The sequence below is a fragment of the Spirosoma sp. SC4-14 genome (genome assembly GCF_037201965.1).
In the GTDB taxonomy this organism is placed as follows: domain Bacteria; phylum Bacteroidota; class Bacteroidia; order Cytophagales; family Spirosomataceae; genus Spirosoma.
This window is the reverse complement of the sequence record NZ_CP147518.1, coordinates 2,119,829-2,145,334: the sequence shown is the minus strand read 5'-3', so window position 1 is coordinate 2,145,334 and position 25,506 is coordinate 2,119,829. Positions and strand designations below refer to the sequence as shown.

20 protein-coding genes are annotated in these 25,506 nt (G+C 47.8%); 6 read left to right on the top strand and 14 right to left on the bottom strand.

The window, feature by feature from the left end:
- Positions 1-10 precede the first annotated feature (10 nt).
- The 4 genes from WBJ53_RS08630 to WBJ53_RS08615 form a co-directional block, all read right to left on the bottom strand.
- Complete coding sequence (locus tag WBJ53_RS08630) at positions 11-2,332, bottom strand: glycosyltransferase family 4 protein (protein WP_338875678.1); 2,322 nt, start codon at positions 2,330-2,332, stop codon at positions 11-13.
- 314 nt (positions 2,333-2,646) lie between these two features.
- Complete coding sequence (locus tag WBJ53_RS08625) at positions 2,647-2,982, bottom strand: WYL domain-containing protein (RefSeq protein ID WP_338875677.1); 336 nt, start codon at positions 2,980-2,982, stop codon at positions 2,647-2,649.
- 215 nt (positions 2,983-3,197) lie between these two features.
- The gene (locus tag WBJ53_RS08620; protein WP_338875676.1) at positions 3,198-7,508 is read right to left on the bottom strand and encodes a DUF5689 domain-containing protein; all 4,311 of its coding nucleotides are present in this window, start codon (positions 7,506-7,508) and stop codon (positions 3,198-3,200) included.
- Between the two features lie 148 nt (positions 7,509-7,656).
- Positions 7,657-7,959 (bottom strand): DUF4286 family protein, encoded by a 303-nt coding sequence (locus tag WBJ53_RS08615; RefSeq protein ID WP_338875674.1) that lies wholly within the window; start codon positions 7,957-7,959, stop codon positions 7,657-7,659.
- Between the two features lie 70 nt (positions 7,960-8,029).
- Between WBJ53_RS08615 and WBJ53_RS08610 the strand changes: the two genes are divergently transcribed.
- Positions 8,030-8,464, top strand: coding sequence for a cytochrome B (locus WBJ53_RS08610; RefSeq protein WP_338875673.1), 435 nt, complete (start codon positions 8,030-8,032; stop codon positions 8,462-8,464).
- A 62-nt stretch (positions 8,465-8,526) separates the two neighbouring features.
- On the opposite strand, the gene pyrF is transcribed toward WBJ53_RS08610, so the two are convergent.
- Positions 8,527-9,348: an orotidine-5'-phosphate decarboxylase gene (gene pyrF, locus WBJ53_RS08605; protein WP_338875671.1), complete on the bottom strand. Its 822-nt coding sequence runs from the start codon at positions 9,346-9,348 to the stop codon at positions 8,527-8,529.
- A gap of 115 nt (positions 9,349-9,463) precedes the next feature.
- Here pyrF and rfbC point away from each other — a divergent pair, with 115 nt between their 5' ends.
- Positions 9,464-10,009, top strand: a complete 546-nt coding sequence (gene rfbC, locus WBJ53_RS08600; protein ID WP_338875670.1) for a dTDP-4-dehydrorhamnose 3,5-epimerase — start codon at positions 9,464-9,466, stop codon at positions 10,007-10,009.
- A gap of 68 nt (positions 10,010-10,077) precedes the next feature.
- Here the strand turns inward: rfbC and WBJ53_RS08595 are convergent, their stop codons facing one another.
- Both WBJ53_RS08595 and WBJ53_RS08590 read right to left on the bottom strand, forming a co-directional pair.
- Positions 10,078-10,770 carry a type 1 glutamine amidotransferase domain-containing protein gene (locus WBJ53_RS08595; protein ID WP_338875669.1) on the bottom strand — a complete coding sequence of 231 codons (693 nt, stop codon included), beginning with the start codon at positions 10,768-10,770 and terminating at the stop codon, positions 10,078-10,080.
- Between the two features lie 97 nt (positions 10,771-10,867).
- Entirely contained in the window at positions 10,868-12,373 is a 1,506-nt protein-coding gene (locus WBJ53_RS08590) for a 4Fe-4S binding protein (protein ID WP_338875668.1), read from the bottom strand.
- Between the two features lie 226 nt (positions 12,374-12,599).
- On the opposite strand from WBJ53_RS08590, the gene WBJ53_RS08585 reads away from it, so the two are divergent.
- Positions 12,600-12,995 carry a hypothetical protein gene (locus tag WBJ53_RS08585; RefSeq protein ID WP_338875667.1) on the top strand — a complete coding sequence of 132 codons (396 nt, stop codon included), beginning with the start codon at positions 12,600-12,602 and terminating at the stop codon, positions 12,993-12,995.
- A 154-nt stretch (positions 12,996-13,149) separates the two neighbouring features.
- On the opposite strand, the gene WBJ53_RS08580 is transcribed toward WBJ53_RS08585, so the two are convergent.
- The 4 genes from WBJ53_RS08580 to WBJ53_RS08565 all read right to left on the bottom strand — a co-directional run bounded on the left by WBJ53_RS08580 (position 13,150) and on the right by WBJ53_RS08565 (position 18,931).
- On the bottom strand, positions 13,150-14,187 hold the full coding sequence (locus tag WBJ53_RS08580; protein ID WP_338875666.1) for a PmoA family protein: 1,038 nt from the start codon (positions 14,185-14,187) through the stop codon (positions 13,150-13,152).
- Between the two features lie 119 nt (positions 14,188-14,306).
- Positions 14,307-14,921 carry a hypothetical protein gene (locus WBJ53_RS08575; RefSeq protein ID WP_338875665.1) on the bottom strand — a complete coding sequence of 205 codons (615 nt, stop codon included), beginning with the start codon at positions 14,919-14,921 and terminating at the stop codon, positions 14,307-14,309.
- Positions 14,922-14,977: 56 nt separating this feature from the next.
- The gene (locus tag WBJ53_RS08570; RefSeq protein WP_338875664.1) at positions 14,978-16,888 is read right to left on the bottom strand and encodes a DUF3857 and transglutaminase domain-containing protein; all 1,911 of its coding nucleotides are present in this window, start codon (positions 16,886-16,888) and stop codon (positions 14,978-14,980) included.
- Between the two features lie 6 nt (positions 16,889-16,894).
- The gene (locus tag WBJ53_RS08565) at positions 16,895-18,931 is read right to left on the bottom strand and encodes a transglutaminase domain-containing protein (RefSeq protein WP_338875663.1); all 2,037 of its coding nucleotides are present in this window, start codon (positions 18,929-18,931) and stop codon (positions 16,895-16,897) included.
- A gap of 182 nt (positions 18,932-19,113) precedes the next feature.
- On the opposite strand from WBJ53_RS08565, the gene aat reads away from it, so the two are divergent.
- From aat to WBJ53_RS08550, 3 genes are all read left to right on the top strand, one after another.
- Positions 19,114-19,752: a leucyl/phenylalanyl-tRNA--protein transferase gene (aat, locus tag WBJ53_RS08560; protein ID WP_338875662.1), complete on the top strand. Its 639-nt coding sequence runs from the start codon at positions 19,114-19,116 to the stop codon at positions 19,750-19,752.
- Positions 19,753-19,884: 132 nt separating this feature from the next.
- Positions 19,885-20,919: a glutamate 5-kinase gene (gene proB, locus WBJ53_RS08555; RefSeq protein WP_338875661.1), complete on the top strand. Its 1,035-nt coding sequence runs from the start codon at positions 19,885-19,887 to the stop codon at positions 20,917-20,919.
- Positions 20,920-20,945: 26 nt separating this feature from the next.
- On the top strand, positions 20,946-22,196 hold the full coding sequence (locus tag WBJ53_RS08550; protein WP_338875660.1) for a glutamate-5-semialdehyde dehydrogenase: 1,251 nt from the start codon (positions 20,946-20,948) through the stop codon (positions 22,194-22,196).
- A gap of 83 nt (positions 22,197-22,279) precedes the next feature.
- Here WBJ53_RS08550 and WBJ53_RS08545 read toward each other — a convergent pair whose 3' ends face one another.
- The 3 genes from WBJ53_RS08545 to WBJ53_RS08535 all read right to left on the bottom strand — a co-directional run bounded on the left by WBJ53_RS08545 (position 22,280) and on the right by WBJ53_RS08535 (position 25,496).
- Positions 22,280-22,591 carry a hypothetical protein gene (locus tag WBJ53_RS08545; protein ID WP_338875659.1) on the bottom strand — a complete coding sequence of 104 codons (312 nt, stop codon included), beginning with the start codon at positions 22,589-22,591 and terminating at the stop codon, positions 22,280-22,282.
- A gap of 85 nt (positions 22,592-22,676) precedes the next feature.
- Positions 22,677-24,149, bottom strand: coding sequence for a gluconokinase (locus tag WBJ53_RS08540; protein ID WP_338875658.1), 1,473 nt, complete (start codon positions 24,147-24,149; stop codon positions 22,677-22,679).
- Between the two features lie 135 nt (positions 24,150-24,284).
- Positions 24,285-25,496, bottom strand: a complete 1,212-nt coding sequence (locus WBJ53_RS08535; protein WP_338875657.1) for an ROK family protein — start codon at positions 25,494-25,496, stop codon at positions 24,285-24,287.
- Positions 25,497-25,506: the final 10 nt, after the last annotated feature.

Here is a 25,506-nt window from a genome sequence, read left to right as displayed (position 1 = left end):
TTATTTGTTATTATGCGTTTATAAGCGTCGACAGCTTAATACCAACTGGCTTTGTTTCTGACGACTGTTTCTGAACATGATATAACTCAGCCAGCGCCAGCAGATACGACAGCGTTGATTCGGCTCCCTGATTCTGATTGACCCGGTCAATGTGCAATCCATCGCGGCAGCCACCCGTTTGCTGATCATATATGGGCAATCCAAGGTCGTTGAGGCCCGTAAACCACTTAAAGACCCGAATAGCGGATCGATGCCAGTAATCGTCGCCTGTTATTTCAAAAGCTGCCAGACAGGCCGACACAGTGCTTTGGGCTTCGAGCGGTTGCTGATCGAAATAAGCTCGGGTTTGCCCTTTTGTGTAGAATCCATTCGAACCAATAGGCTGAAAATGGCCTCGCTCCGACGTCTGTAGCTGAACCAGCCATCGAAGCGACCGCAGGCCACTATCAACCAGATTCTGCTCGCCGGAGCGAATTAAGGCATGAGCCAGCACAGCATTATCGTACGACAATACATTCTCGAACCAGGGCCAGTCGCTGGCAGCAGTTTCCGTATAGCGAAACATCAGTTTGTCGAGTAACTGCCGTTGAATATTTTTAGCCAGACGGTCGTCGTTAAATTTCTTCTGGTATTCGTATATACCCAGCAGCGCAAAAGCCCAGGCCCGTGGCGACGACATATCGGCAACACCCGGCAGCACTTTTTCCATCAGGCTCATAGCCCAGGTAACGGCATTGCGATCGGCAGAGCGACCAATACAAACACCCAGCGCCCAAACGGTTCGACCGGTGCTATCGTCTGAGCCAACTTCTTCGAGCCAGCGACGGTCGTAGCTCATAAAGTTTCGGAAACGTCTATAATCGGCCGTATAGGCATGATTCAAAAACGCACAGTAGTTATCTGCGGCCTGATTTAATTTCTGACTGCCCAAACCGGCCTCCTGAAGTGTCAGAGCCAGAATAAGAGCGCGGGCATTGTCGTCGGTGCAATAGCCTTCTTCGTAAAAAGGTAAATGGTAGCGGGCATGCTGGACAATGCCCGTTGAGTCGGTTAGCCGAAAGAGATGATCCAGACGAATGGCGGGAAGTTTGAACGCAGCACTTCCATTTCCGCCCATATCATAGGGAGTCTGGTTATTGATGGTGCTCATCCGTTCACGACGGGCTTTGGCAAAAGCACTGGCATAGCCCTGAATAACGCGCTCCCAGATCATATCGCGCCCCATCATATACCCCTTTTTGCGCATGGCATGACGGGTTGGTTCGTCGGTCAGTAGCTTAATAATCTCATCGGCAATGGCTTCTGAATCGCCAAAGGGGACCAAAACGCCCCGTCCATCGGCCAGTAGCTCTTCGGCATGCCAGTAGGGCGTCGACACAACAGCCTTACCGCAGCCAAATGCATACGACAATGTACCGGAGGTGATTTGAGCCGGATTCAGATAAGGTGTAACATAAATATCGGCAGCACCCAGGTATTCCAGCAGGTCGTTCAGTTCAACAAACTCATTATAAAAACGAACATTCTCCCCTACGCCACAGTCGTCGGCCAGTTTCAGCACACTGTCGCGATAGGCTTCGCCTTCGTGACGAATCAGATGCGGGTGAGTAGCGCCCAGCACCATATAAACAACATTAGGGAAACGTTCGATAATGCGTGGCAATGCCCGAATCACATTTTCGATGCCTTTATTGGGCGACAAAAGGCCAAATGTGAGCAAGGTCTGCTTCCCTTCCATTCCGAAACGATCCTTATAAAAATGCGGATCAACAAATGGCATATCGGGAATACCATGGGGAATCAGATCAATTTTTTCGGCCGGTACGTCATAGATATTGATCAGAAAATCGCGTCCTTTTTCTGACATACAAATAACCCGCGACGAGAGATCGGCAATACTTTTCAGGACCAGTAGCTGTTCTTCATTGGGGCTTTTGAGTATGGTATGAAAGGTTGTAACAACGGGCATGGTTAAATTACGCAGCAACGTAAGAATGTAACTACCGGCTGGCCCACCAAAAATGCCATACTCATGCTGAAGGCAAACCACTTCGGTATCTTTTGCATTCAGAAACTCGGCGGCCCTACGATAAGCCTCCTGATCATGCTGGTAGAAATCATACCGAACCTCTTCCGGGTAATCATAGCCATCGGGCGTGTCGTTTACCGACACCACAACGGCTTTCGAATCAGGAATAAATGAATCGTATGATTTGCATAAATCTGAGGTAAACGTAGCAATACCGCACTGGCGGGGAAGGTAATCTCCGATGAAAGCTACATTTTTTGGATTGTGGGCCCAAACAACCGAATCCGTCGCGCGTGATGTCATATCCATTGAGTAATGTTTAGCAAAAACTGTAAATCCCAAAGAATCTGAGAGGCACAATTACTTATGATAAAATCGACTTTTTGGCATTTTTGTTTAAGCATTCCAAACGAATAGTTTCAGAAACAGAACCAATACTTTTATTATCCAATTCAAACCCTATTAAACCCTATTCCATACCGCTTACTAAACAAAAATGTCCGTACCCTTTTCGCAAGGGTACGGACATTTTATTCAGTCAATCGGAAGAACCGGTTATAGCAAAGAAAAAAGCTTAGTATCTGTTTTCCATAATCAAATACGATTTAATGGCTACCTCAACGACTCGGTGCAAGCTTAACATAAACGGGCTGCAAACGGTCGAATGTTCCCGTGTATTCTAGATGGGGGCGAAACTCATAATAAGTTAGCTCGATATCTTCGATATCACTGAATCGGAAAATCTGCCAGCGATTATCCTGACCTGCATAGAGCGTTGGGATCACGTCCCGGCAAAACCCATAAAGACTCGGCGTCTGGCTTTCCTTGTGCAGGCCAGCCATGTAGGGTTCCACAGTACGCCACACATTATTATACTTGATTTGAATAACCCGATGATCAGTGATTGCGGTTCCGATAACTGTTAAAAAGTCGTTTTGGGAAAGTGAGTTCATAACCTTGGCAGTTAGTAGGCCTGAGTAGATAATAGCAACTAGTTTTAGTGTACGATGACTGATGTATTCTACTTATACCATATAACATGCCAGATTTTTCAGCACACGCTTTTTTTTACAATTTTATTTTTTACCATAATCATAACTAACTAACCAACAGCCAGTTAGTTAAAAGACAATAGAAATCAGATCGAAAAAAATGTACTCAGGTAGATTTATTTACTTTTAAGTAATTTCAATAACATTTTCTCTACGTTTTTCTGTTTTCCCTTCATTTCTTGTATTTCTTTTTGCAATATATTATTTCTCTTTTCTAACTCAATATTATAAAGAGTTAACTCTTCAATTTTTTCTAATAATTTGGCATGCATCTGCCCAACATCCACCCCATCCTGTTTAACCTGTTCGGCTGAGGGTATGCCGGGGAGGTGTCGATTTATTTTTACGTAGGTTTCCAGTTCGGATAATGACCTTAATTTATATCCGGGCGCAAATACGTAATCAGACCAGTCGGATGTATTTTTTATGGCTACTTTTACTTTCTCGGTCAGTATTCCTCCTTCGACGAATAGCTTATAGCCGATCGGCATTTTACTGATCGATTGGCCAATAACAACTCCATCGCTGTCGGCATTCTGAAGAAACGAACCTGTTCGCTGCCATAACATGTCGGTAGCCGCATCAGCTACACCGGCTCGGGCACCAGTTCCTAAATTGCCCAGCACAACCATTCCGGCGGCATCGACAGTCAGGAACTTAGTTGCATTTACACTGGCAGGCGATGCACTGGTCAGGTTCGTCAACTTTATACCCGAACGACCGCCAACTCCGCTGGTTACTTCGAGTTTAGCCGTAGGTGCTGTTGTTCCAATACCAACATTTGCATTATTTCCTAATACCAGCGCATTACTGGCTGTTACTTTTGCATTGGCGCCAATGGCGGTAGCATTACTCAGGCTGGCGGCTCCAATATCGGCCCGAAACCCTAGCAGTGTATTCGATGCTCCCGAGAAATTTCCTGCTCCTGCTTCGAAACCAATCACAACGTTGTTAATCCCATTAACGCCGGGACCATTGCCCGCATTAACCCCCATGTAGATGTTGGATGTACCTGTTGTATTATTAAACCCTGCATTTTCGCCAATAAACAGGTTATATGAGCCCGTCGTATTGTTTAGCCCCGCATTGGTTCCAGTAATCAGGTTCGATGAACCCGTGGTATTATTCAGGCCTGCCTGCACGCCCAGAAACGTATTTAAACTTCCGGTAGTGGTATTCAACCCTGCGCGATAACCAATGAGCGTATTAGCTCTGCCGTTGCTATAAAATCCTGCCGAATCGCCCAGAAACGTTCCCTGAACACCTGTTGTATTCGAAAATCCGGCTTTGGCACCCACAAACGTGTTGGACGAAGCCATATTCTGGTAACCAGCCGAATCGCCTACAGCTACATTGTTTCGGCCGGTCTGGTTCGCCGTAAGGGCGCGTACACCCAGTCCTACATTGGCAAAACCGGTTGTGTTGGATGCACCGGCACCGACACCGGCAAACAGGTTGTTCGTTCCCGAAAAACCCGTTCCGTTGGTTTCAGTAGTAGCCGACGGATTGGTCGTGGCAATTGCGGTTTGGCTGGCAGCATCGGTAACTTTAACCGTAAACGAAGGTGGCGTTGTGGCGGTTAGGTTCGTAACAGTCGCTGTATTGCCATTGAGCGTAATGGTGCCAGGCCCAGTAAATGTGTAGCTATAGGGCGGTGTGCCTCCCGAAACAGTTGCCGACAGACTTGTAGTGCCAGATGCCGTTACGGGGCTCATGGTGAGCGATACGGCCAGCGAAGCCGCTGGACCGGGCAAAGCCGACAGATCGAACCGCGCCGATACGGGATTATGCCCCGATGTAGTAATCACATACGGGCCTTCGATACCCGTAGCAGGCATTATGACCGCCGACGAATTACCGACATAGGCCGAAGCCAGCTCGTTCGATACCGTAATATGGTCGATAAAGCTGGCCGCCGATACAAACGTTACGCAGGAGGTTGCCTCAAGTGGTTTCGTTATGATTCGATAGGCGCTCGTATCAGCCGAAAAAGCACTGTAGGACGATGGCTTTCCGGTGGTAGTGGATGTTGTAACTTCGTCTTCATAATCACCCAGCATTACCAGATTTGCATTGGGATAATTACGGTCGAGTTCTGCCTTCAGATCGTTGATATCGCTCAGCCGACGGTTATAATCAGCCGTAGCTGTTCCTGATTTGGCATGGATTCCGACCACATGAATTTTTCGGGTAAAACCATTGATGGTTACATTGGCCACGAACAGATACGGCAATCGACCCGACGACCAGGCATTTGAGGTTGGATAGCTATACTTGTCGGTCAACAATGCTTTACTTTCGGCCAGAATGGGCGTTACGGTTGCCTGATTATAAAGAACACATACCTTTTGAGCATAATTGGCCGGTATGTCGATGGTTCCGGCACGGTCTATGATCTGATCGCAATCAGCCTGGAAATAATACGAGAACTTATCAGAACAGACATAGCTGTAACTTCCGGGTAGCGATCGCACTACACTCGCATAACGGGCTTCGTCGCTTACTTCTTCATTGACAACAATATCGGCATTCAGCTTCTGGAGAATAGCTTTCACATTTCGCGCCTGCTTATCTTCGTCTACCGGGCCCTGATCGTTATACGACCGTTTAACTGGAGCCACTGGACAAACAACAGACCCCGAATCGGCACCGAAGAAATCGAGATTCCAGGTGCTGATGTCAAACGTCAGATCGTGCGATAGAGCCGTTCCGCCAGTGCCACCACACATCTGATCCAATGAAGCCGCTCCCGATACATCGCTGAGCAACCGGGGAGATAACTGCGATGAATTTACAGTACCACTCGTAACATGATCGACAATACCCGTTACGCTCACGGGTCCGGTTGGTTTCGATGCGCCATTCAGTTCCGAAGCTGCATTAATAAATAACGTTCCGTTTCCGGATACCGATCGTAGCGGGTAAGTGGTTGCGGCAAACGCCGTTCCCGAACCACTTATTGTTGTACTCTGAACGCTTACCAATTGACCTTCATAGTCGGGAAACTGACTGATTCGGATCACTCTCGGCACTGGAATGATGGGGGTACCGGCTACAATGGTATAACTGGTCAGATCCAGTTCACGAGCGCCCTGATAGGTATTTATAGCTCCCGCCACCTGAACTGAATCGCCGAGTTGCAGTAAATTCCCAACCGCTGTCACACTGTTGAATACCGAAATTCCCCCGGTGGCATCCTGAATATAAAACTGCTTTCCGCCAAACTGGCTGTTCACCGTAACCCGTCCAGCAATTTTTCCACCGGGCAGCGTGGAGGTTAGGGTTCCGTTCGGCTGGCTGCGTGCTTTAGCAATGGTAGTCAATGGAACCGCACCCTGCACTACACCACTAACCGTTACGGTAGCACTCACCGGAATTGCTGTATTACTACTCGTATTCGTAACAAGGGCACTGACCGAACCAGCGCTGGCCCCGGTTAGCCGAACGTTAATGGCAGCATTGATACTGCCACTAGTTGGGGTGATTGAAATGGTTGGTGTATAAATGCTACTGAGGCCGTTATTGATTTCTATACCGGCACTGGCCGATAGTGTAACCGGAGCCGTCAGATTGCGCCCTGTCAGTGTGTACGAAGCGGGGACCGATGTTGCGCCAACCGTAGTCGTCAGATTGGCAATGGTCGTTGGAGTAGCAACTAAAGTAGGCGTAGTCCCCGAGTTGGTCGACAGCGCCATGACCGACACATCGTCGATAGCCAGGCCGTGATCGTTTCCTGCCTGGTCGGCATCGAACCAGCGGAGCATAATCTCAGAACCCGGCGCTATGGATAGGCCGGTGATGACACTGGTTTTGGTTATTCGGTTCACGACGGCGTTGCCATCGATAGGCCCAATAGCTACGCTCGTTCCTGATACGGGACTGGTAAAACTTAAGGCTGCCACACTCGTATATCCAGCCGGTACGGCCAGGCTCGACGATAGGCCCAATGTCGTTATTGGCGTAGCCGACACCAGGTAGGCAAATGTAATTTCCTGAGCACCAGCTCCACTATTGCGCCATTGCTCGCCGGTATAGCTAACCTGAAGCGACGTTATAACCACACCTGTGCTGTTTCGAAACCGGAGTCCATACGCAAAGCTGCCGCCCGTGGTACTATCTCCAATTGATCCCAGCGAACGATCGGTACTGTTGGTAGCACCATAACTGTATAAACTTCCAGTCGCCGACACGCCATTGCTGGCAACAATAACCGCACCGGTTCCAGTATGTTCGGCATACACACCAGCAATCAGCGAATTCGACGAAAAGGTAGTGGTGCTGGCGGCTGGTAACGTATTAAATGTCTGCGAAATGGTTGTTCCGGTCGTGGTGATAGCGATCTGTGCCCAGGAAGGCAAAATTGCACATACACCACAAAACAACAACAAACAGAGCCGGAGCTTAAATCGTCTGTAGAAAGTACTCATAATGTCGGCGTTCAGAAGATTAGCGTTACAAATCTACCAACTTAGCTGACAAACCACACATTATGAACAACTTCGGCGAAAATATTTACTTTTCGAGCCTGGTTCTACTACCACAAGACTACGCAGTGAACAGTCGTGAGTAGGCGACTTATGCGTCTTCGAGCAGTGTATCGAACGAGACAAACTGGTTGGCGAAGCGATCCTGTATCTGTTGCTGCATCGTATCGGCATGAAGCGACTGATAGGTGAAGTAGTCTTCCATGGCATTAAAATCCAACTGTACTGAATAAGTAGCTCCACCATTGTCAATTTCGGTCAACAGACGCAGCACTTTATGGCCGGCAGGCAGGCCCGTTGCCAGCATAGACGGAATGTGGCTGGTTTTCATCCAATGCAGCCAATCCTGCTCTACTTCATTGGCAACGCTATAGGTCGTATTATAAAGAATCATATAGTTCGAACAACCAGGAACTGGTGTAAGTTGGCGTTTTGGTGTTTCTTTACAACAAAATTAACTTCGTATGTATACAGGACTCCTTCACACACACTCTGGACTGCGCTGGATTGCCCTCCTTTTATTAGTTGCCTCTGTTATTACGGCACTACAGAAATGGCAGGGCCAAAGTGGCTATACGGATGGAAACCGTAAATTATATTTGTTTACCCTGATCAGTATCCACCTCCAGTTGGTGATTGGTCTGATCTTATATTTTATTAGTCCCAAAGTAGATTTCAGCATGATGAGCGACAAACTCTACCGGTTCTATACTATAGAACACATTACGGGGATGCTCATCGCCATTATCCTGATTACGATTGGTTATTCGCGTTCTAAACGGGCTACTGATGCTCTAACCAAACAACGCCTGATCACCATTTTCTATGGTATTGGCCTATTGATTATCCTGGCCATGATTCCCTGGCCATTCCGTGGCTTAGGCGCAGGCATGTTCTAAAAAACAGTTTACAGTGCTCCGCTTAGTTAGGACTTTACTACTGCGGAGCACTGCAAACTAAATTAAAGTTTAGCCAGGTGCTGGGTCATTTCGGTCTGCAACGCCTGGGCTTCGGCCCTGGCCTTTCCGGCAAAATCGGTTCCGCTGGATGCATACAGAATGCTCCGCGACGCATTCACCAGCAACCCGCCCGAACGGGTTAGTCCCCGACGCGATACCTCGGCCAGCGAACCACCCTGAGCACCTACCCCCGGCACCAGTAAAAAGTTATCGGGTGCCAGTTCGCGAATGCGGGTTAATACGTCGGCCTGGGTTGCGCCGACTACAAACATCAATCGATCAGGACCGGCCCAGGTTTGGGCTTTCTCGATCACGGTTTCGAATAATTCCTGCTCCCCTACTGGCTGACGCTGAAAATCAGCACTTCCAACATTAGATGTCAACGCCAGCAAAATCACCCATTTTCCTTCATAGTCCAGAAAGGGCATTACGGAATCATGCCCCATATAGGGAGCTACGGTGATAGAATCAAAATTCAGTCCGGCAGCGTCGGGATCAAAAAATGCCCGTGCATACAGGCTCGATGTATTACCAATATCCCCACGTTTCGCATCAGCAATCGTAAAACAGTCGTTTGGCATATACTCCAGCGTGCGTTGCAGACTTTCCCATCCGCGCGGCCCCTGTGCTTCGTAGAATGCAGTATTGGGTTTATAAGCGACCGCAAAATCGGCTGTTGCGTCGATAATGGCCCGATTAAAGGCAAAAACCGGATCGGGTTCGTTCAGCAGATGTCGGGGCAATTTAAGCGGATCGGTGTCGAGGCCAACACAGAGATAGGATTGTTTTCGAAAAATAAGATTGCTTAATTCGTTGTATGTCATGCCGGTAAAATAAACCCACACAGTAAATAGGTATCCGGCAAAGGTACGAACTACCCTTCCGGTTTCGTAGCTTTGCATCAAAAGAGCAATATTATTTACTAGTCAACTATCCTGTATGCAAGTTCGCAAAACGGCTATTAGCGGCCTGATTGAACTAATCCCTCGTGTGTTTGAAGACGAACGCGGTTACTTTTTTGAGTCCTACAATAAAGCCTTATTTACGTCAAAAGGCCTGCCTATGGAGTTTGTGCAGGACAACCAGTCGTTTTCGGTAAAAGGCGTCCTGCGTGGTCTGCATATGCAAAAAGAGCCATTTGCACAGGGAAAACTCGTTCGGGTTATTACTGGCCAGGTGCTCGATGTGGCCGTCGATCTGCGCCCCGACTCGCCTACCTTCGGGCAATATGAAACGTTTCTGCTGGATGCCGAGCTTGCCAACATGGCCTACATCCCCGAAGGATTCGGTCACGGCTTTGTGGCCCTGGAAGATAGTATCTTCAGCTACAAATGTACAAACGTGTATAACAAGGATTCGGAAACCGGAATCATCTGGAATGACCCTGACCTGAACATTGATTGGGGCGTAACCGACCCGATTGTGTCAGACAAAGATATGGAGCTAAAAACCCTCCGCGAAGTATTCCCCCACACGGTGGTGTAATTCAGTTTACGGTTTATGGTTGCTTCACAGCAAGGGCTATTAACTGGCGGAGCAACCATAAACCGTACTCATTTCTCATACATCTCTTCAATTACCTTACGACCGACTTTGCGGGCCGATAATGGGTTCTGACCGGTCACCAGCCGTTCGTCGACTTCAATGTAGGGCAGAAAAGGAATCAGGCTTTTGCTGTAGAGGGTATTTTTCTGGCGCAGTGCATCTTCCAGTAAAAATGGAACCTGATCATCGAGACGTACCAGCCGTTCTTCCATATTGGAGAAGCCCGTTACTTGTCGATTATCGAGTAAGGGCGAACCATCGGAAAGTTTCACATTAAGGAGCCCGCTAACGCCGTGGCAAACCGCAGCAATTAGCCCTCCATTCTCGTAGATCTGCCTGACAATCGTCTGTAGAATCGAATTTTCCGGAAAATCCCACATAGTGCCATGTCCACCCGCTAAATACAGAATCTGATAATCGGTTGGATTTACCTCATCAAACCGAAGTGAATGCTCAAGCTTGCTCCGAAATGTAGGGTTATTATACCATTTTTCGTTGGTGTTGTCGCGCCGGTCCATGCTTTTTTCATCAATGGGAACTGGCCCTCCGTTTGGACTGGCAATGTCGTAGGGCAGATTACGATCGGCCAGTTCGTCGTAGAAATGCGTAGCCTCGCTCAGCCAAAGCCCGGTCTTTTGTGCTTTTGTTGGATAGTCGGTATGATTTGTACAAACAATCAGCGCTTTATAGATAGGGTCCATAGTGGCAGGAGGTCTTCGATAAACACCGGATAGTGTTGGCACGAAGATAAAGGGTTTCGCCTAAAGTGCCTATTCATCAACTCGTATGTAGGCTGGTCTATATCTTACGCGACGATACAGGCCCCACTTCCAGATTCAGTACACCACGCGGGCATACGGCCGAGCATATGCCACAACCTACGCACGAAGATCGGACAATATCCTGCCCCCGTTGTGCATAAGCCCGCACATCGATCCCCATTTCGCAATAAGCCGAACAGTTACCACAGGATATACATTGCCCGCCATTGGTTGTTATGCGAAACCTCGACCGAAACCGCTGTACTAATCCCAGATACGCAGCTAATGGGCAACCAAACCGGCACCAGACCCGGTTACCCATTAATGGATAAAACCCCGTACCAACTACGCCAGCAAAGATAGAACCGATGTAAAGTCCATAGGTAGACCGCACGCTGTAACTATCCAGAAAGCCCAATATGGTCGATTGCCCCGTAAAATAAGTGTATAACACGAGCAACGTCATGCCAACGGCAAATACCAGCACACCATGTACAATAACCCGTTCGGCTTTCCAGGCCTTCAGACTTTTGTCGGACAAATGCCGATACGGATCGCCCATTGTTTCGGCCAGGCCACCACAACCGCATACCCACGAGCAATACCACCGCTTTCCGAAGAAATAGGTCATGACCGGCACCACCACCAGCGCCAGCACAATACCCCAAACCAGCATAAAGATTCCGAATGAGCCAGCCTGAATCTTTTCATTGATTTTATAATCGAAGAAGAACGTATAGTCGAGTGGCCAACTATTTTTCAGGTCCTGATAAGGCTGATTGAGCCGCTGCATGATTTCGGGAATCAGAAAAGCAAAGGACACCTGGAAAAACATAACCGATAGCGTCCGAAGTTGCTGATAACGGCTATGCCGATAATTAACCAGCATTCGGATTCCCATAACCAGAATCACTAACGTATATAGAAATCCGTATAAAAACCAGCGACTGGCGTCTCCTCCATTGAGCATACGGCTAATTGGATCGACCAGTAAGACCCAGTTTGTCAGGTATTCGGGATAAAAATAAAGAGCGATGTAGAATCCAATCAGAAAAAGCCCCACACTTACCCCAATCCAGCCCCGGTTCGTAGCCGCACTTCGATACTGGCGATCATTTCGAACTCCGGGCTGCCGCTGCAACCCGGCCAGCGCATAGAGTAACCCTCCAATTGCGGCAACACCAAAACTTAGCCAAAACCATAACCACGACGAGCTGGTGGTCAGAACACCCAGCGAAGCGGCTTTGGTGATGTCGGCGGTATAATTGTCATAAATAACCTGATCCCAGGCTTTTTTCGCCCGCATATCGTCGTTATAACGATTGATTGCCTGCCGAAAATCGTGAACAAACGACCAGTTGCTGGTATATAGCCTGTTTGCCATAAATGCCGTTCGGTCATGGACAGCAGCCCGATGCTCGGGCTTAACAACGGTATCGACAATTGCATTTGTCAGGCGGAACTCGCCCATCGTCAATGTAACGAGCCAGCAACCGAAACCCAATATGAACAGAAGTAAACCAATGCGTTGGAGCAATTTCATAACAGCCAGTAAATTATGAACCGAAAGGTAAAGCAACAGGACCATATACGGTGTCGCTTAACCGACAGTTTCAATAGAATTAATTAAATCCAATTGCACTATTCTGGTTTAAAAATCGGCCATACTACCGTTTAACAAATTAAAATTTTCCAAAACCAAGAATAAGCCTTTTGAAAAGTCTGGTAAATTGGTATATTTGTTCATAAACCGTACAGTACTAATTCCAATGAAAACCGTCTCCTACGAATCACTTCAGGCGGAACAAGCCTGGATGATTGTTTCTGATCAACTACAACAACGTAATAATGTATTGGCCAAAGGTATTTCGCATATGGAGCGTAACCCTAACGAATTACCCATGGCCAGCCGACTGATGATCCTGCGCTATCATCTTAAAATGAGTCTACGACAATTGACAACAGAAGCCCGGCAAACAGCCCGGTCGCAGGAAGACACGAATCGACTGCATCTTCAGTGGCTTCACGTTCATCAGTTGTTCTTTCTACTTCGCCAGATCGATGCAGAAATTAACCAGGCTACCAGCGAAAACGATACCCTTCGCTCCTGGCTCGATTCGCTCGAAGGGCGGGTCTATCGGTCGGCATTAGTACACTTGAACTGACTTACCTTATTGTCTGTCCACAGAGACACAGAGGGCACAAAGACTATCTCTTTGTGCCCTCTGTGTCTCTGTGGACAAGTTAAACCGGTACTGGCTTTACGATCTAACTTGGCAATGAAGCCAGTGCCGGTTTTTTGTTGTTAGCGCGCCTATCTTAGCGCGAGAAGCCCGATACTTGTTCGGCTATAAATTTATCGGGTGTATTTCCCGACCGGATCACCAGCCGATACCGGAATGTTACCGACTTACCAGCTGGCAGCGTGTAGTTCATGGCCTGAGCTTTCCCATCGCTAAACACCGACGGCGCTAATGGATTGGCGGCAAACAAACCATAACCACGAGCGTGCCAATAGGTTGGATAGCCAACATTTTGAGGGTGATCAATCAGCACAACCGATAAATCTTCACCATTCACATTACCGGTCAGATTCATCCATTTAGCCCGTTTGCCCCAAACAGCATCGCCTTCAACTCCTTCGCTGCTATGATACATGCCCGTTACTCCTGCATTGTTGAGCGCGGGCACTTTGGTAGCTACGCCCTGGGCATCGGTAAAGACCTCAGGTTTAGTAGATGGCAGTTCGAGTTGGCGGGCCATACGGAGCGCAACCATACCTTCTTTATTATCTTTAAAAACAACATCGTTGCCTACCGCTTTCAGGGTTGTGATCCGGTCAATGGTGCGGCTATCGGCCGTACCACGGAACTCAAACGTTGTCGTTTCCTGAAGCATCACTTTATTGTCCTTATCGAGCCAGTTGGCTGTCACAACGAGTTCGGCTTTATCCTTACCGCTTTTCATTGATTTCACACCCGTATGAACAATGGTTCCGAAGGGTCCTTTATGGTCGGGGCCAACCGCCGTCGAGTTGTTCCAGAAATCATGACCGTTTACATCCCCGTAGTTGAACCACATACCTACATGGTGCGGATGGTCGATTCGTTCACCCGGCCGTGGGTCCATAGGCCAGCCGCGTGTAATAAAGTTTCCTCCCGCTGAGCGAATCGGGTAGAGAACCGGTTTCTTGAGCACCGAAGGACCGGGATAAATGTAAGCCGTAAATGGCTTTCCATCTATCGTAACTTCTACCTGTTTCCTGGCTTCATCATGAGAGAGTTGGATTCGGTTCTGAGCCTGAATCAACGGCACAGTCGTCGACGCAAGCAGTAGAGTAAAAACAAGTTGGCGCATCAGCTACTTTCGTTTGTATATCTTTTTCAATTCGGCAAAAAATTAGCCCTGTCTTATTAAAGCCAAGGCTTTTAAAATGCTACTGATATAAATACGTAGTAACGGACCGTTTGGGCTACTCAGTTGCCCGACAGAATTTTGTTGGTTACTTCCTGATCGATGGTGATATAACCAGGATAGTTAATTGCCTTATTACCAAGCGCCAGTGTCGGTTTAATTTTAATGGTGAGCTTTGAGGGCTGAGTCCCTGAAGCGCCAGAAAGATTCTGAACCAATTGTGTGAAGGCATCGCGGGTTTTTGCATCAGTCAGTAACTGATAGGCATTCGTACTGAGCCGAACAGGCACGCGCGTACGCCCACCAGGTTGCACTTCGATTCGCTGGTTCAGAAATCCGTTGAACAATTCCTGCCCCGTTAACAACACTTTGTATTCCAACTGATTAATACCAGCCAGCTTGCCGGTGGGGTTTGTAATATCGAGGTTAAGCCGGGCATCGAGTGGAATATTACGCGTCAGCAGGCCCGTGGCCAGCCGGGGAAAACGGGCAAGGTTCAGGTCTTCGAGCTTACGAAACTCCCGAATATCAATTCCTGCCAGATAGACACTATCGGCCGATGCGACCGAATAGCGGCAGTCGCCCAGCGTTTTTGCCTGCGAAAGTTGCTGGTTTACACTACACTGGCTGAACAAAGCTGGCAGCAAGGCCAGCAGTATGACAATTCCTTTTTTCATAGTTAATAGCTGATTCATAGTACACCTAACGTTCGACAGGGGGAAAAGGGTTTGGTTTAATTACTTTTAACAAATACCATTTGATTACGATCGGCCTTAGCTACTTTCTTGCGAAAATCAAGCCAATCGCTATAAGTAGCTGATGGAAATCGGCCCTGATGCATGGTAATTTTCCGTATGTACGTAATATGCTCATTTTCTACAGTGAGCTGAGCCGTATAGACTCCAAATTTTGACTCAATTCTGACAGGTGCTATCTGGTATTCGGGAACATAGCCTTTAGGGATATGATAGGTGATCGTATCACTATCCATAAAATCATAACTTGCCCCAAGCTCAAGGTCGGTCTTTCGCGTCTGTATTTGAGGTGTGGCAGACGAAAGAGCAGATAGCAGATTGAGAGGTAAAAATAACCGCGTACCACTTACCGTAGCCCATCGATGAATGGTTAGGGCAAGTTTCTCCGTAATGGCCGGAATTGTTCCTGGCTGTTCCTGATAGACAAACGAATTCAACTCAAAAGCAGGAATATGAATACGCTTCAATAACCAGCTCCGCTGGTCCTCCTGATTGAGTCGATGTAGTGCGCTACTATAGTCGTCCTGCTGAAGTCCCTTATACAGAGTTAACACATCAGCCGTTGCGTCGCCCTGTTCTGTCACGTTAACAACAATTCGTCGCTGCTGCAAATTATCAGCAGGTCGATAAGTCGGAGTTTTTATGACTTGGCCTCCTCCGGGAAGTATGAGCAGCACATGGCGATTTCCTGTAAAATCACCGACATAGCCTACTGGTCCGTGCTGACTGGTACATTCCAGAAAAAGTGTATCGCGCCCATCTGGAACGCACAAAATAACGTGATTGAACTGAAAACTCGGAAAATCTGCCAGAAGATCCGGTTCATTTTCGCCTGCTCTGACTAGCGCCGGATAGGCCGTTATACCCACCGTTTTGAGCAACGCTTTCATATAGTTTGTCAAGGCCTTACAATCGCCATACTTACTGGCCGCCACCTTATCGGCTTCGATCGTTTGCCAGCCGCCAATCCCCAATTGAATGCTTACATAACGAGTATGGTCCTGTAAGAACTGGTAAATTTTTCGAATTTTCCCGGCGGTGTTAGGCTCGTTTCGGGTCAGTTCTATCACCTGCTGGCGAAGATTATCTGGTATCTGATCACGTCCATTATTCAAACTATGATAAAACTTACCAACATCATTCCAACTCGTAAGTTTTCCTTTGTATTCCTGTACTTCAAATTCAGTTGGGGCCGTAAATACGATTGGCAATTGTTCACGGGCTGGCGGAGACAATGGCTCAAATTCAATTGCCGGGCAGTTAACGAGCTTCCAGACGTAGGTTTTACCTCCATTAGCTAATGTTTCCACTACGCCTGGTGTGGGCAGGTTCATTTCTTTATAACGCAGAGAAAGACCCGGCGCCATAGTAACGGTAAAAATAGCCTGCTCTACAGCTAATTGCTCCTCATCCTGTGGTATCCAGGCTGGGTAGAACATCAGGTTGTGTTCAACCGTTTCAACAACAAATTCAACCGTGTAAGGATACGCTGGCTGTTTCGGAAACGAAGCCGATTTGAAGCGGCTGTCATCGAATAAATTATAATCTGTATAGGTGCTATAATCCTCAATATCAGCTTTTTTCAACTTCCTGATCAGCTTTCCAGAAGCATCATATAAAGCCCCTTCCAGGCTGGTTATTTTCGATAGTTTGTCATAACCTACTACCATTTTTGCATGATCGTCGCCCTGTTCATCCAATACGGTTACAACAGTTCGAATGCGTTTTGTAGCCTCTCCCGCTGCTTTTACCGTAAATGTTGTTTCATGCCGACGAACTACCCCGTGCGCATTTTCTTTAAGCTCAGCCGGTATCACATTCGCCTGAAATTCAACTTGCGCCCAACTGATCTGACTAATCAGGAGAGCCAACAAAAGAAGTGGTTTCATTCTCACTTAATTCTTCTCAGCTACGGTTCCTCGTTTCAATACAATCTGTTCGGCATGTTTAGCTACAATTCGGCTAAACAATTCCCGCAAGGGACCATACTCGCCCGTATGATATACAGAACGACGTAACAGAATACGGCTAACAACCTGAAGTTGATTATTCGCATTTACGGATACCTGATATAAAAACCGACCGCCCTCTTCTGGAAGCATCATCGATACTGTTTTCGGCATTTCTTCAACCTGAAACCCAGCCGGTAGTGTATATGTAGCCGAAAATACTTCATCAATTGGCACTCCTAAATCGACCGGATAGAGCCGCTCAGCCTCCTTAAATGGGTTAATGCCATGTGCTTCTGTCAGCATTGGCTTAAAATAAAGACGTTCGCCCGCTTTCGAACAGGCTTCAGGAATTGTGATGGTATAATCGGCCGAGAATACATTCTTAGCAGGATCAAGAGGAGAAAAATCCGCCTTCCCGATTTGCCAGACGGGACGTTTTTTCTGCACCTCCTCCAGAAATTTCGTTTTTCCGTCTTTGGCAAATTGTTTACGAACACTCCAGGCACTATAACCACCATACGAATGCTTAAACGTACCAGCTATTTCGCCATCTTCGCTAATCGTAAATGAACCCATATACATATCCGTATCCCGTTCTTTGGGTAGCAATGATATAAATCGGGGAGCCGTTGGATGAACAAGCCGACCTGTTCCATTCAAACAATGAACAGGCAGCATACCGGGCGGCAGATAGGGGTCGGTTGCATCCAGCAACATATCCTGTCCGCCAATTGAAACATGGCCAATCACATAGTTGAATTTTTTCAGCAACGCATAAGATTCATTGATGCGCCCATGTGAACGAGTGCTTAAAATAACCGGGTTCGCATCGATATCCATCTCCCGAAGCAAGGCGATCAGCAGCAGGTTAATATCGGCCGCATTACCTTTTTTATTCTCAAATACTCGTTTGATACCTCCCTGCGACCAAAGCCCGGCTTCGTCGTTCCATTTGATACTCTGCCGGATAAATTCATAGGCCGCCTTTACCCTTGCCAGCGTATCGGTGTGTTGAGCCAGCAGTGTTTTTGCCGTTTCCCGCATGAAGCCCGCCCGCTTTATCTGCCCTCCAAAATCGGCATCGTCAAGCAATGTTTTGTCCATAGCATCCCAGCCAACCGAAAAATTTTGAGTATGTATCCCCACTGTCCCCGGTAATTGATAACTAGCTAATTCGAAATCAATCCTGGACAAATAATCATCCTCAGTGGTTATATACGCTTCGTCCCGGAAGGCTGGCACATTTTCCATAGCAAACCGATACGACGTTGCCGAAACAGCACCCTGGCCAGCCAGCAAATTTGTTGTTGTCTTTTTTTGCTCATTAACCGCTATCTGAACGTAGCCGGTCATCAACATTTTATAATAGAAATAATCAGGAATCGTGATACGGTATTCGCTCCAGTTAACCGGTATTTCCTGCTGAAAACGCCAGGTTCGGGGATTGTAACTAACCCCAAAAGGAGTATGCACCGTGTACTTATAATCAATAATTGACCCTTCTCGAACATTGGGTAATGTATACTTTTCAACCCAAAACTGATCCGATGCTTTTTCCGTAAAATGCCCGGCGTTAGTCAGTCGACTGATCATTACATTACCATCCGTCAGATTGTACGTATAACCATCAAAATCAGATATAAACTCATGCTGCCCCGACTTTCCACGGCGAATAGGAAGTTCTATAGTACCCCGGTCAGACGCCGATTTCTTACGAATTTGAATTCTGACATGATACTCACATACGATCCATAAATCGTTAGAATTGTTGTCAAATCGTGCTTCGCCATAATCATAAAGTACGATGGCCTCAGCGCTCGAATCACTCGGAGAAACGGCAAACTGATCGGCTTTAATTGTTCCGAATTTTACTGTCGGACCTTCATGAGCAACTTTCTGCGCCAGTGTTTCTGAAAAAAACAATAAACTACAAACGGCTATCAACATGGATAGCCTGTAACCGAAAAAGGAAGAAAACATAAATGGTGAGGTAAAGTAATCGCTACTAACCGAATCTTTAGTTACAAAGCTGCAAGGTATTTGTTCAAGGATATATATACAAGCATTGGCAGCAAGAGCCTTATTATAAAAGTTTGAAATGTAGTAAGCGGCAAGCCACTCACATTTTTTCTATATTTGTCATAAAACGTCCTCATCATTTCATGAATAAGCTTACCGCAGACGACCTGATTTATGGGTACATTAACGGCATCTTTCCGATGGCCGACGCTGACGGTACGCTCTATTGGTACGCCCCTGATCCACGTGCCATCATTCCGCTCGATACGTATAAACCCGCGAAATCATTACGCCCTGTGCTGAACCGGAAACAATTCGAAATCCGTATCAATGCCGACTTCGAACAGGTTATGCGCTATTGCTCACTTCCGCGGTCAGAAAACGACAGTACCTGGATCTCCGACGAAATCATTGACGCCTACACCGAATTGCACCGAATGGGGCTGGCGCATAGTGTCGAAACGTATATAGACAACCGTTTAGTTGGAGGCCTATATGGCGTTTCGCTGGGAGCGGCTTTTTTTGGTGAATCGATGTTTTATCTGGCTGATAATGCATCGAAAGTTGCGTTTCATTACCTCATTTTAACCCTTCGCCAGCAGAAGTTCGAACTACTCGATACCCAGTTCATCAACGATAACGTTCGGCGGTATGGTGCCATCGAAATCCCAAAGGCCGACTACATGAAGCAGCTTAAAAGCGCGCTTCGAAAAAAAGCCCGTTTCACCGAATCGGTGCTGGAACATCTGTTCAAAAATCACGCGGGCGATTCTGTTGCCTAACCTTTATACCTACTTCTTTACGTGGGTTTCGGTTAAATCCATTCGGCCGGGGGTGCACATCTTCCCGACTGTGCTTATTTTTGCGGTCTTTCTGCCCGTCAAGTGTTTTCGCGGGCAGAAAATGCATATTTCATGTCAAAACCTGTTCTTGTACTTAAATTTGGTACAGCGTCGATAACCAAGCCAAACGGAGAGCCCAACGAACCCGTTATGGTCGACATTGCCCGTCAGATTGCCGCGCTGCATCCACATTTTCGAATTGTACTCGTATCGTCGGGGGCTGTTGGTGCCGGCAAAGCACTGATTCAAGACTACCGGGGTGATATTACCCAGCGCAAAGCCGCAGCTGCCGTTGGTAATCTGCTCTTGCTGAATCAATACTCCCGTTTTTTCTCGATTTATGGCATTTCAATTGCCCAAAGCCTGTGCGAACGCCACCATTTCGCGAACCGCGACCAGTTTCTGCAACTGAAACAGACATATGAAGAGCTGTGGGCTAACAATATTATTCCGATTGCCAATGAAAACGATGTGGTCAGTAATCGAGAGCTTAAATTTTCGGACAACGACGAACTAGCCACACTTATTGCCGTTGGCTTCGGAGCCGAAGCGCTTATGCTCTGCACCTCGGTAGGTGGTCTGCTCGACTCCCATAACCAGATTATCCGGCAGGTTAGTAGTATCGACGAACACATATTTGGCGTTGTCCGTACCGACAAATCGGCGCTGGGTTTAGGCGGTATGGCCTCTAAACTGACCTTTGCCAAGCTGGCCACTCGTATGGGCATTCGGGTACTGATTTTTGGTTTGAACGAACCCAACAGCCTGAGCCGGGCTTTGAAGGGCGAAATCGGTACTGAATTTATCCCGCTGCCCACGACCCTATCGGCCCGTAATCGCTGGCTTGGAAGCGGGAGCCTGGCAGTTGGACAAATTCGGATCGATGGGGGTGCCGTAAAAGCACTGCAACAACGAAAAAGCCTGCTGGCGGTAGGCGTTAAATCGGTGCTGGGCGAATTTGAATCGGGCGAAATGATCGACATTCTCGACGAACAGGACAGTACGATAGCCGTGGCCCGTTCCCGCATTTCGTCGATAAGTCTGACGCAACAGCTTAATCAGCAAAATGTTGAGGTCGCAAATGCGAATGATATCGTACTTTTGTAACCCTGGTCTGTATTAACGACTTATTTATGACACCCATTACCCCACTCCTTCAGGATACGCAACAGGCAGCAGCGGCTGTTCGACGGCTGAGTAACGAACAGAAAACCGAGTTGCTCAACCGACTTGCCGACGTTCTGGCCGCGCACGTAGCCGGGATTATGGTCGAAAATCGGAAAGATCTTGATCGGATGCCGGAGTCGGACCCCAAATATGACCGACTGAAACTAACCGAAGCCCGAATTGCTGATTTGTCGAAAAGTTTACGGGATGTTGCCGTATTGCCCGATCCGGCCGGACAGGTTATTTTCGAGCGGACAATCGAACAAGGACTTCAACTCAAAAAAATTGCCGTTCCGTTGGGCGTGGTGGGCGTAATTTATGAATCCCGTCCTAATGTGACCATCGATGTGGCATCGCTTTGCCTGCGTTCGGGAAACGCCTGCGTGCTCAAAGGCGGCAAAGAAGCTGATTTTTCGAACCAGTATCTGGTTGCTTTAATTCAGAACGTTCTCACTGAGTTTGGCATACCTAAAGCTGCCGTTACGCTGCTACCACCCGACCGTGCCGTTGTGAATGAACTACTGACGGCTACCCGCTATGTCGATATCATTATTCCGCGCGGCTCCGAATCGCTGATTCAGTTTGTCCGGAAAAATTCGCTGGTGCCAACCATTGAAACCGGCGCGGGCGTTTGCCATGCCTACGTTGAAAAAACGGCTGATCTGGCCAAAGCTACGGCAATAGTAGTGAATGCCCGCGTTTCGCGGCCGTCGGTTTGCAACTCTCTCGACTGTGTGCTGGTCGACGAAGCCATTGCCGACACGTTCCTGCCGATGCTGACCGACGACTTCAAAAAATGGAATGTTGAGGTATTCGCTGACGAAACGGCTTATGCTATTTTCGAGAAAGCTGGTTACGAAAAGCTACAGCCCGCTGGCCTGGACGATTTTGGACGGGAGTTTCTGGATTATAAATGTGCCGTTAAGGTTGTTTCTGGCATCGATGACGCCTTGTCGCACATTCAGACCTATTCATCGCGGCATTCGGAAGCGGTTCTATCGCAGAATCAGTCATTGATTGACCGTTTTCTGGCTGAAGTCGATGCAGCCGCTGTCTACGCCAATGCATCGACCCGTTTCACCGATGGGGGTGTTTTTGGGCTAGGAGCCGAAATAGGCATTTCGACCCAAAAACTCCACGCACGCGGCCCATTTGCGCTCGAAAAGCTCGTTACTGAGAAATGGGTGGTTGTGGGCGACGGACAGGTTCGGTGGTAATGGGAGGCAGGTCATTTGTCATTGTTAGACCTAAAAGGTTTTGAAAACCTTTTAGGTCTAACAATGACAAATGGCGCTGAAGGCTAATTAACCGTATCGGCAATGATCAGGGTATCTACCGTTCCCTGATAGCGGTCGTCGATATTACCCGAGCTATCGCGCAGCAGCAGGCTAACATTATAGCTCACTGCACTACCATTGATTTGTGGATCACTGATGTCGACAATTTGTCGCAACACATGATGATCACCATCGGTATACCGAACATCGAAGCCATTTAAGGCAATTTGCGCCGAACGCACCTGGCTCGGAAAATTAACCGTACGGGGTTCGTTCTGAATCTGCCCTTTAGTTGGATCGAATACGACCCGGTCGCGAATGAATCGAAGTGCCATGGTTATACGAGTTTATGTTCGGCACATTAGTCGTACTCTACATCCCCTAAGGAAACAGAAGACTTGAATTTTATAACTGGCGCGCTTAAACAACCTGCTCCACAGCCTTGCACCAACACTCAAAAACGGCCTGATACCGTTTATGGCACTCCACATCGGGTTCAAACGTTCGTCCAAACTGCACTTCTTCGGCAATCTGCTCAAGCGGTTTTTTGAGATCAGCTACCAGCAAAACGGCTCCCATCGCGCTGCTTTCGTTACTGGCATTGAGCCGAACAGGAACACCAAAAATATCGGCCATCATCTGTACCCAAAAATCCGACTGGGCAAAGCCACCATTAGCATAAATCATACGGGTAGGCCCGGTTTGTTCGGCCAGTAGTTGTTCAATTCGGAGTAAGTTAAACATTACCCCTTCCAGGGCAGCCCGCACAAAATGGGCCTGTGTATGCCGAAAATCGACGTTCAGGTAAGCACCCCGCGCCGACGCATCCCAAACCGGTGCCCGTTCGCCATGCAGATACGGCACAAACAGTAAATCATCGGCACCAGCGGCTATGGTTTCGGCTTCGGTCAGTACAGCTTCGGTTTCCTGATGCGTGAGTTTTTCTGCCAGCCACTGCAACACGTTTGCTCCGTTGTTGGTAGGCCCACCAACCACATAATAAGGCTTGCCATTTCGTTCATCTAAATAGTAGCAGAACAACCGTCCGTGCGGGTCGCGCTCTGGTTTATTTACTGTTTGCCGCACAGCACCACTTGTGCCAATGGTAATGGTGGTAATATCGGCATCGACACAGCCCGATCCCAAATTAGCCAGACAACCATCCGAAGCACCCGGATACAGTTTAACACCAATGGGCAGTGCCGTTCTGGCAGCGCCTTTCTTATCAGGCTCGTAGGCGACATCAAATGTAGTTGGCTGAGGGGTGGAAAGTTGATCAGCCCGAATACCCGCAAAATCGAGGGCTGGTTTATACCAGGTTCGTTTTTCGGTATCGAACAAACCGGTAGCCGTCGCCATCGAATAGTCGATTTGGTATTGGCCGGTCAGTTTCCACCAGACATATTCTTTTAAGGAGATAAACTTTGCGGCCTGCCTGAGCAATTCGGGCCGATTGTCCCGAAACCAGGCCAGTTTGCACAGCGGAATCATCGGATGAATGGGCGTACCGGTATGGGCATAGATGTCGTTGCCGAGATTCGACTGTTCCGTATGCAACTTTCTGGCCTGCGGTTCGGCCCGATTATCGGACCAGAGTAAGGCATTGGTAAGGGGTTTACCATCAGCATCAACCGCCAGCAAACTATGCATACCAGCACTGAAACTAACGGCTTCAATAGTGGCCTGTTTTCGTTTCACGCCGATTACTACTTCACTAAGCCCTTGCCGAACAGCCTGCCAGATAGCCTCAGGATCTTGTTCGGCATAGTCGGGCTGAGCTGACAGGGTTGGTATAGGCAGCGACGTCTGTGCAATAATTTGCCAATCGTGAGGAGTTACAGCGAGAATTTTGACATTGGTGGTTCCAAGATCAACGCCCAACAAACAGGTCATAAAAGCAGCGAATAAGTAGCAAAGATAATTGGGTTTATGGTTTATCGTCTATGGTTTATGATTGCTCTTCAATAGAGAGTACTACTTGGCGGAGCAACCATAAACCATAGACGATAAACCATAAACACGCCATCCTCACGGAATTCGTTCCTGCTCCAGTAAGGTTTGAATAACGTAGGCCTGCGTACCATAAAACTTGGCCATCTCACCCAACTGCGACAATTCAATGGTCAGATTATCGCGGTAATTGGGTAGGCAGTACCTATCAATGGCCTGCTCAATGGGCCGTATGATGGCCCGTTCGGCTTTGGCCAGAACGCCATTCACAATAATTAGCTCAGGATTGAACAGATGTACGGTTGTCGACAAGGCTTTTCCTAATGCACTACCAACATCATTCAGTAAATCAATTGAGAAAGCATCGCCTAGTGTTGCTTTTTCAATAATGGTTTCAATATCAATCGTAGCCGGTTCTATATCGGCCAGCATCGACATTCGTCCCTCTTCGAGACCAGCTTTGGCCCGTCGGATCAGCGATGATGCTGACGCCAGCGTTTCAAGACAACCGACTTTGCCACAGGAGCATAGCTCGCCGTCGGTTTTCATCTGAATATGGCCTAATTCGCCCGCAAAACCCGCCGAGCCCTGCAGGATTTCTCCATTTGTGATTACACCCAGGCCGATTCCCCAATCGATATTAATCGACAAAACATGCTTTTTGGCCTGAGCGAGCCCAAAGCGGTGTTCTCCCAGAATGGTTGCTTTTGTATCGTTAATAAGATAAGCCGGAGCATTGAAGAGTGTTTCCAGCAATTGATCCAGTGGTTGATCTGGCGAATTAAGGCCAGGATACGTATGATTGACCGCTTCCCAAGGATTTACGAGCCCCGGCAAGGCTGCTCCTACCCCAATGACCTGCAATTGGTGCTCCTTAATGTACTGCACCAGTTGGTCGAGCGGTTCGGCCAGCACATTCAGAAAAGCTGGCGATTTATCGAGCCGTATATCCACATCAACCCGATGCACGACCTGATTAGCCAGGTTAAAGACCAATAGTTTTGTATCATGAATAGTGATGTCAATAACAACCGTAACGTATTGGGTTGAGTTGAGGGCAAACAAGGATGGTTTCCGGCCATACTGTGCTTCGCCAGTTCCGATTCCCTGCACCCAATGTCCTAAGCTTAATTCTTCAATTAACGAGGTTGTTGATGGAATACTGGTGTGCAAGCGGTTGGCTAACTGCGAAATAGTGCGCGACTGCAAGCGGTAGAGTTCTTTAATGATCTGCCGTTTGAGTTTGTTTTTTTTTGTATCTATTACCGAAAAGAACGTGTTATCCTGCATGAAGTGAAGC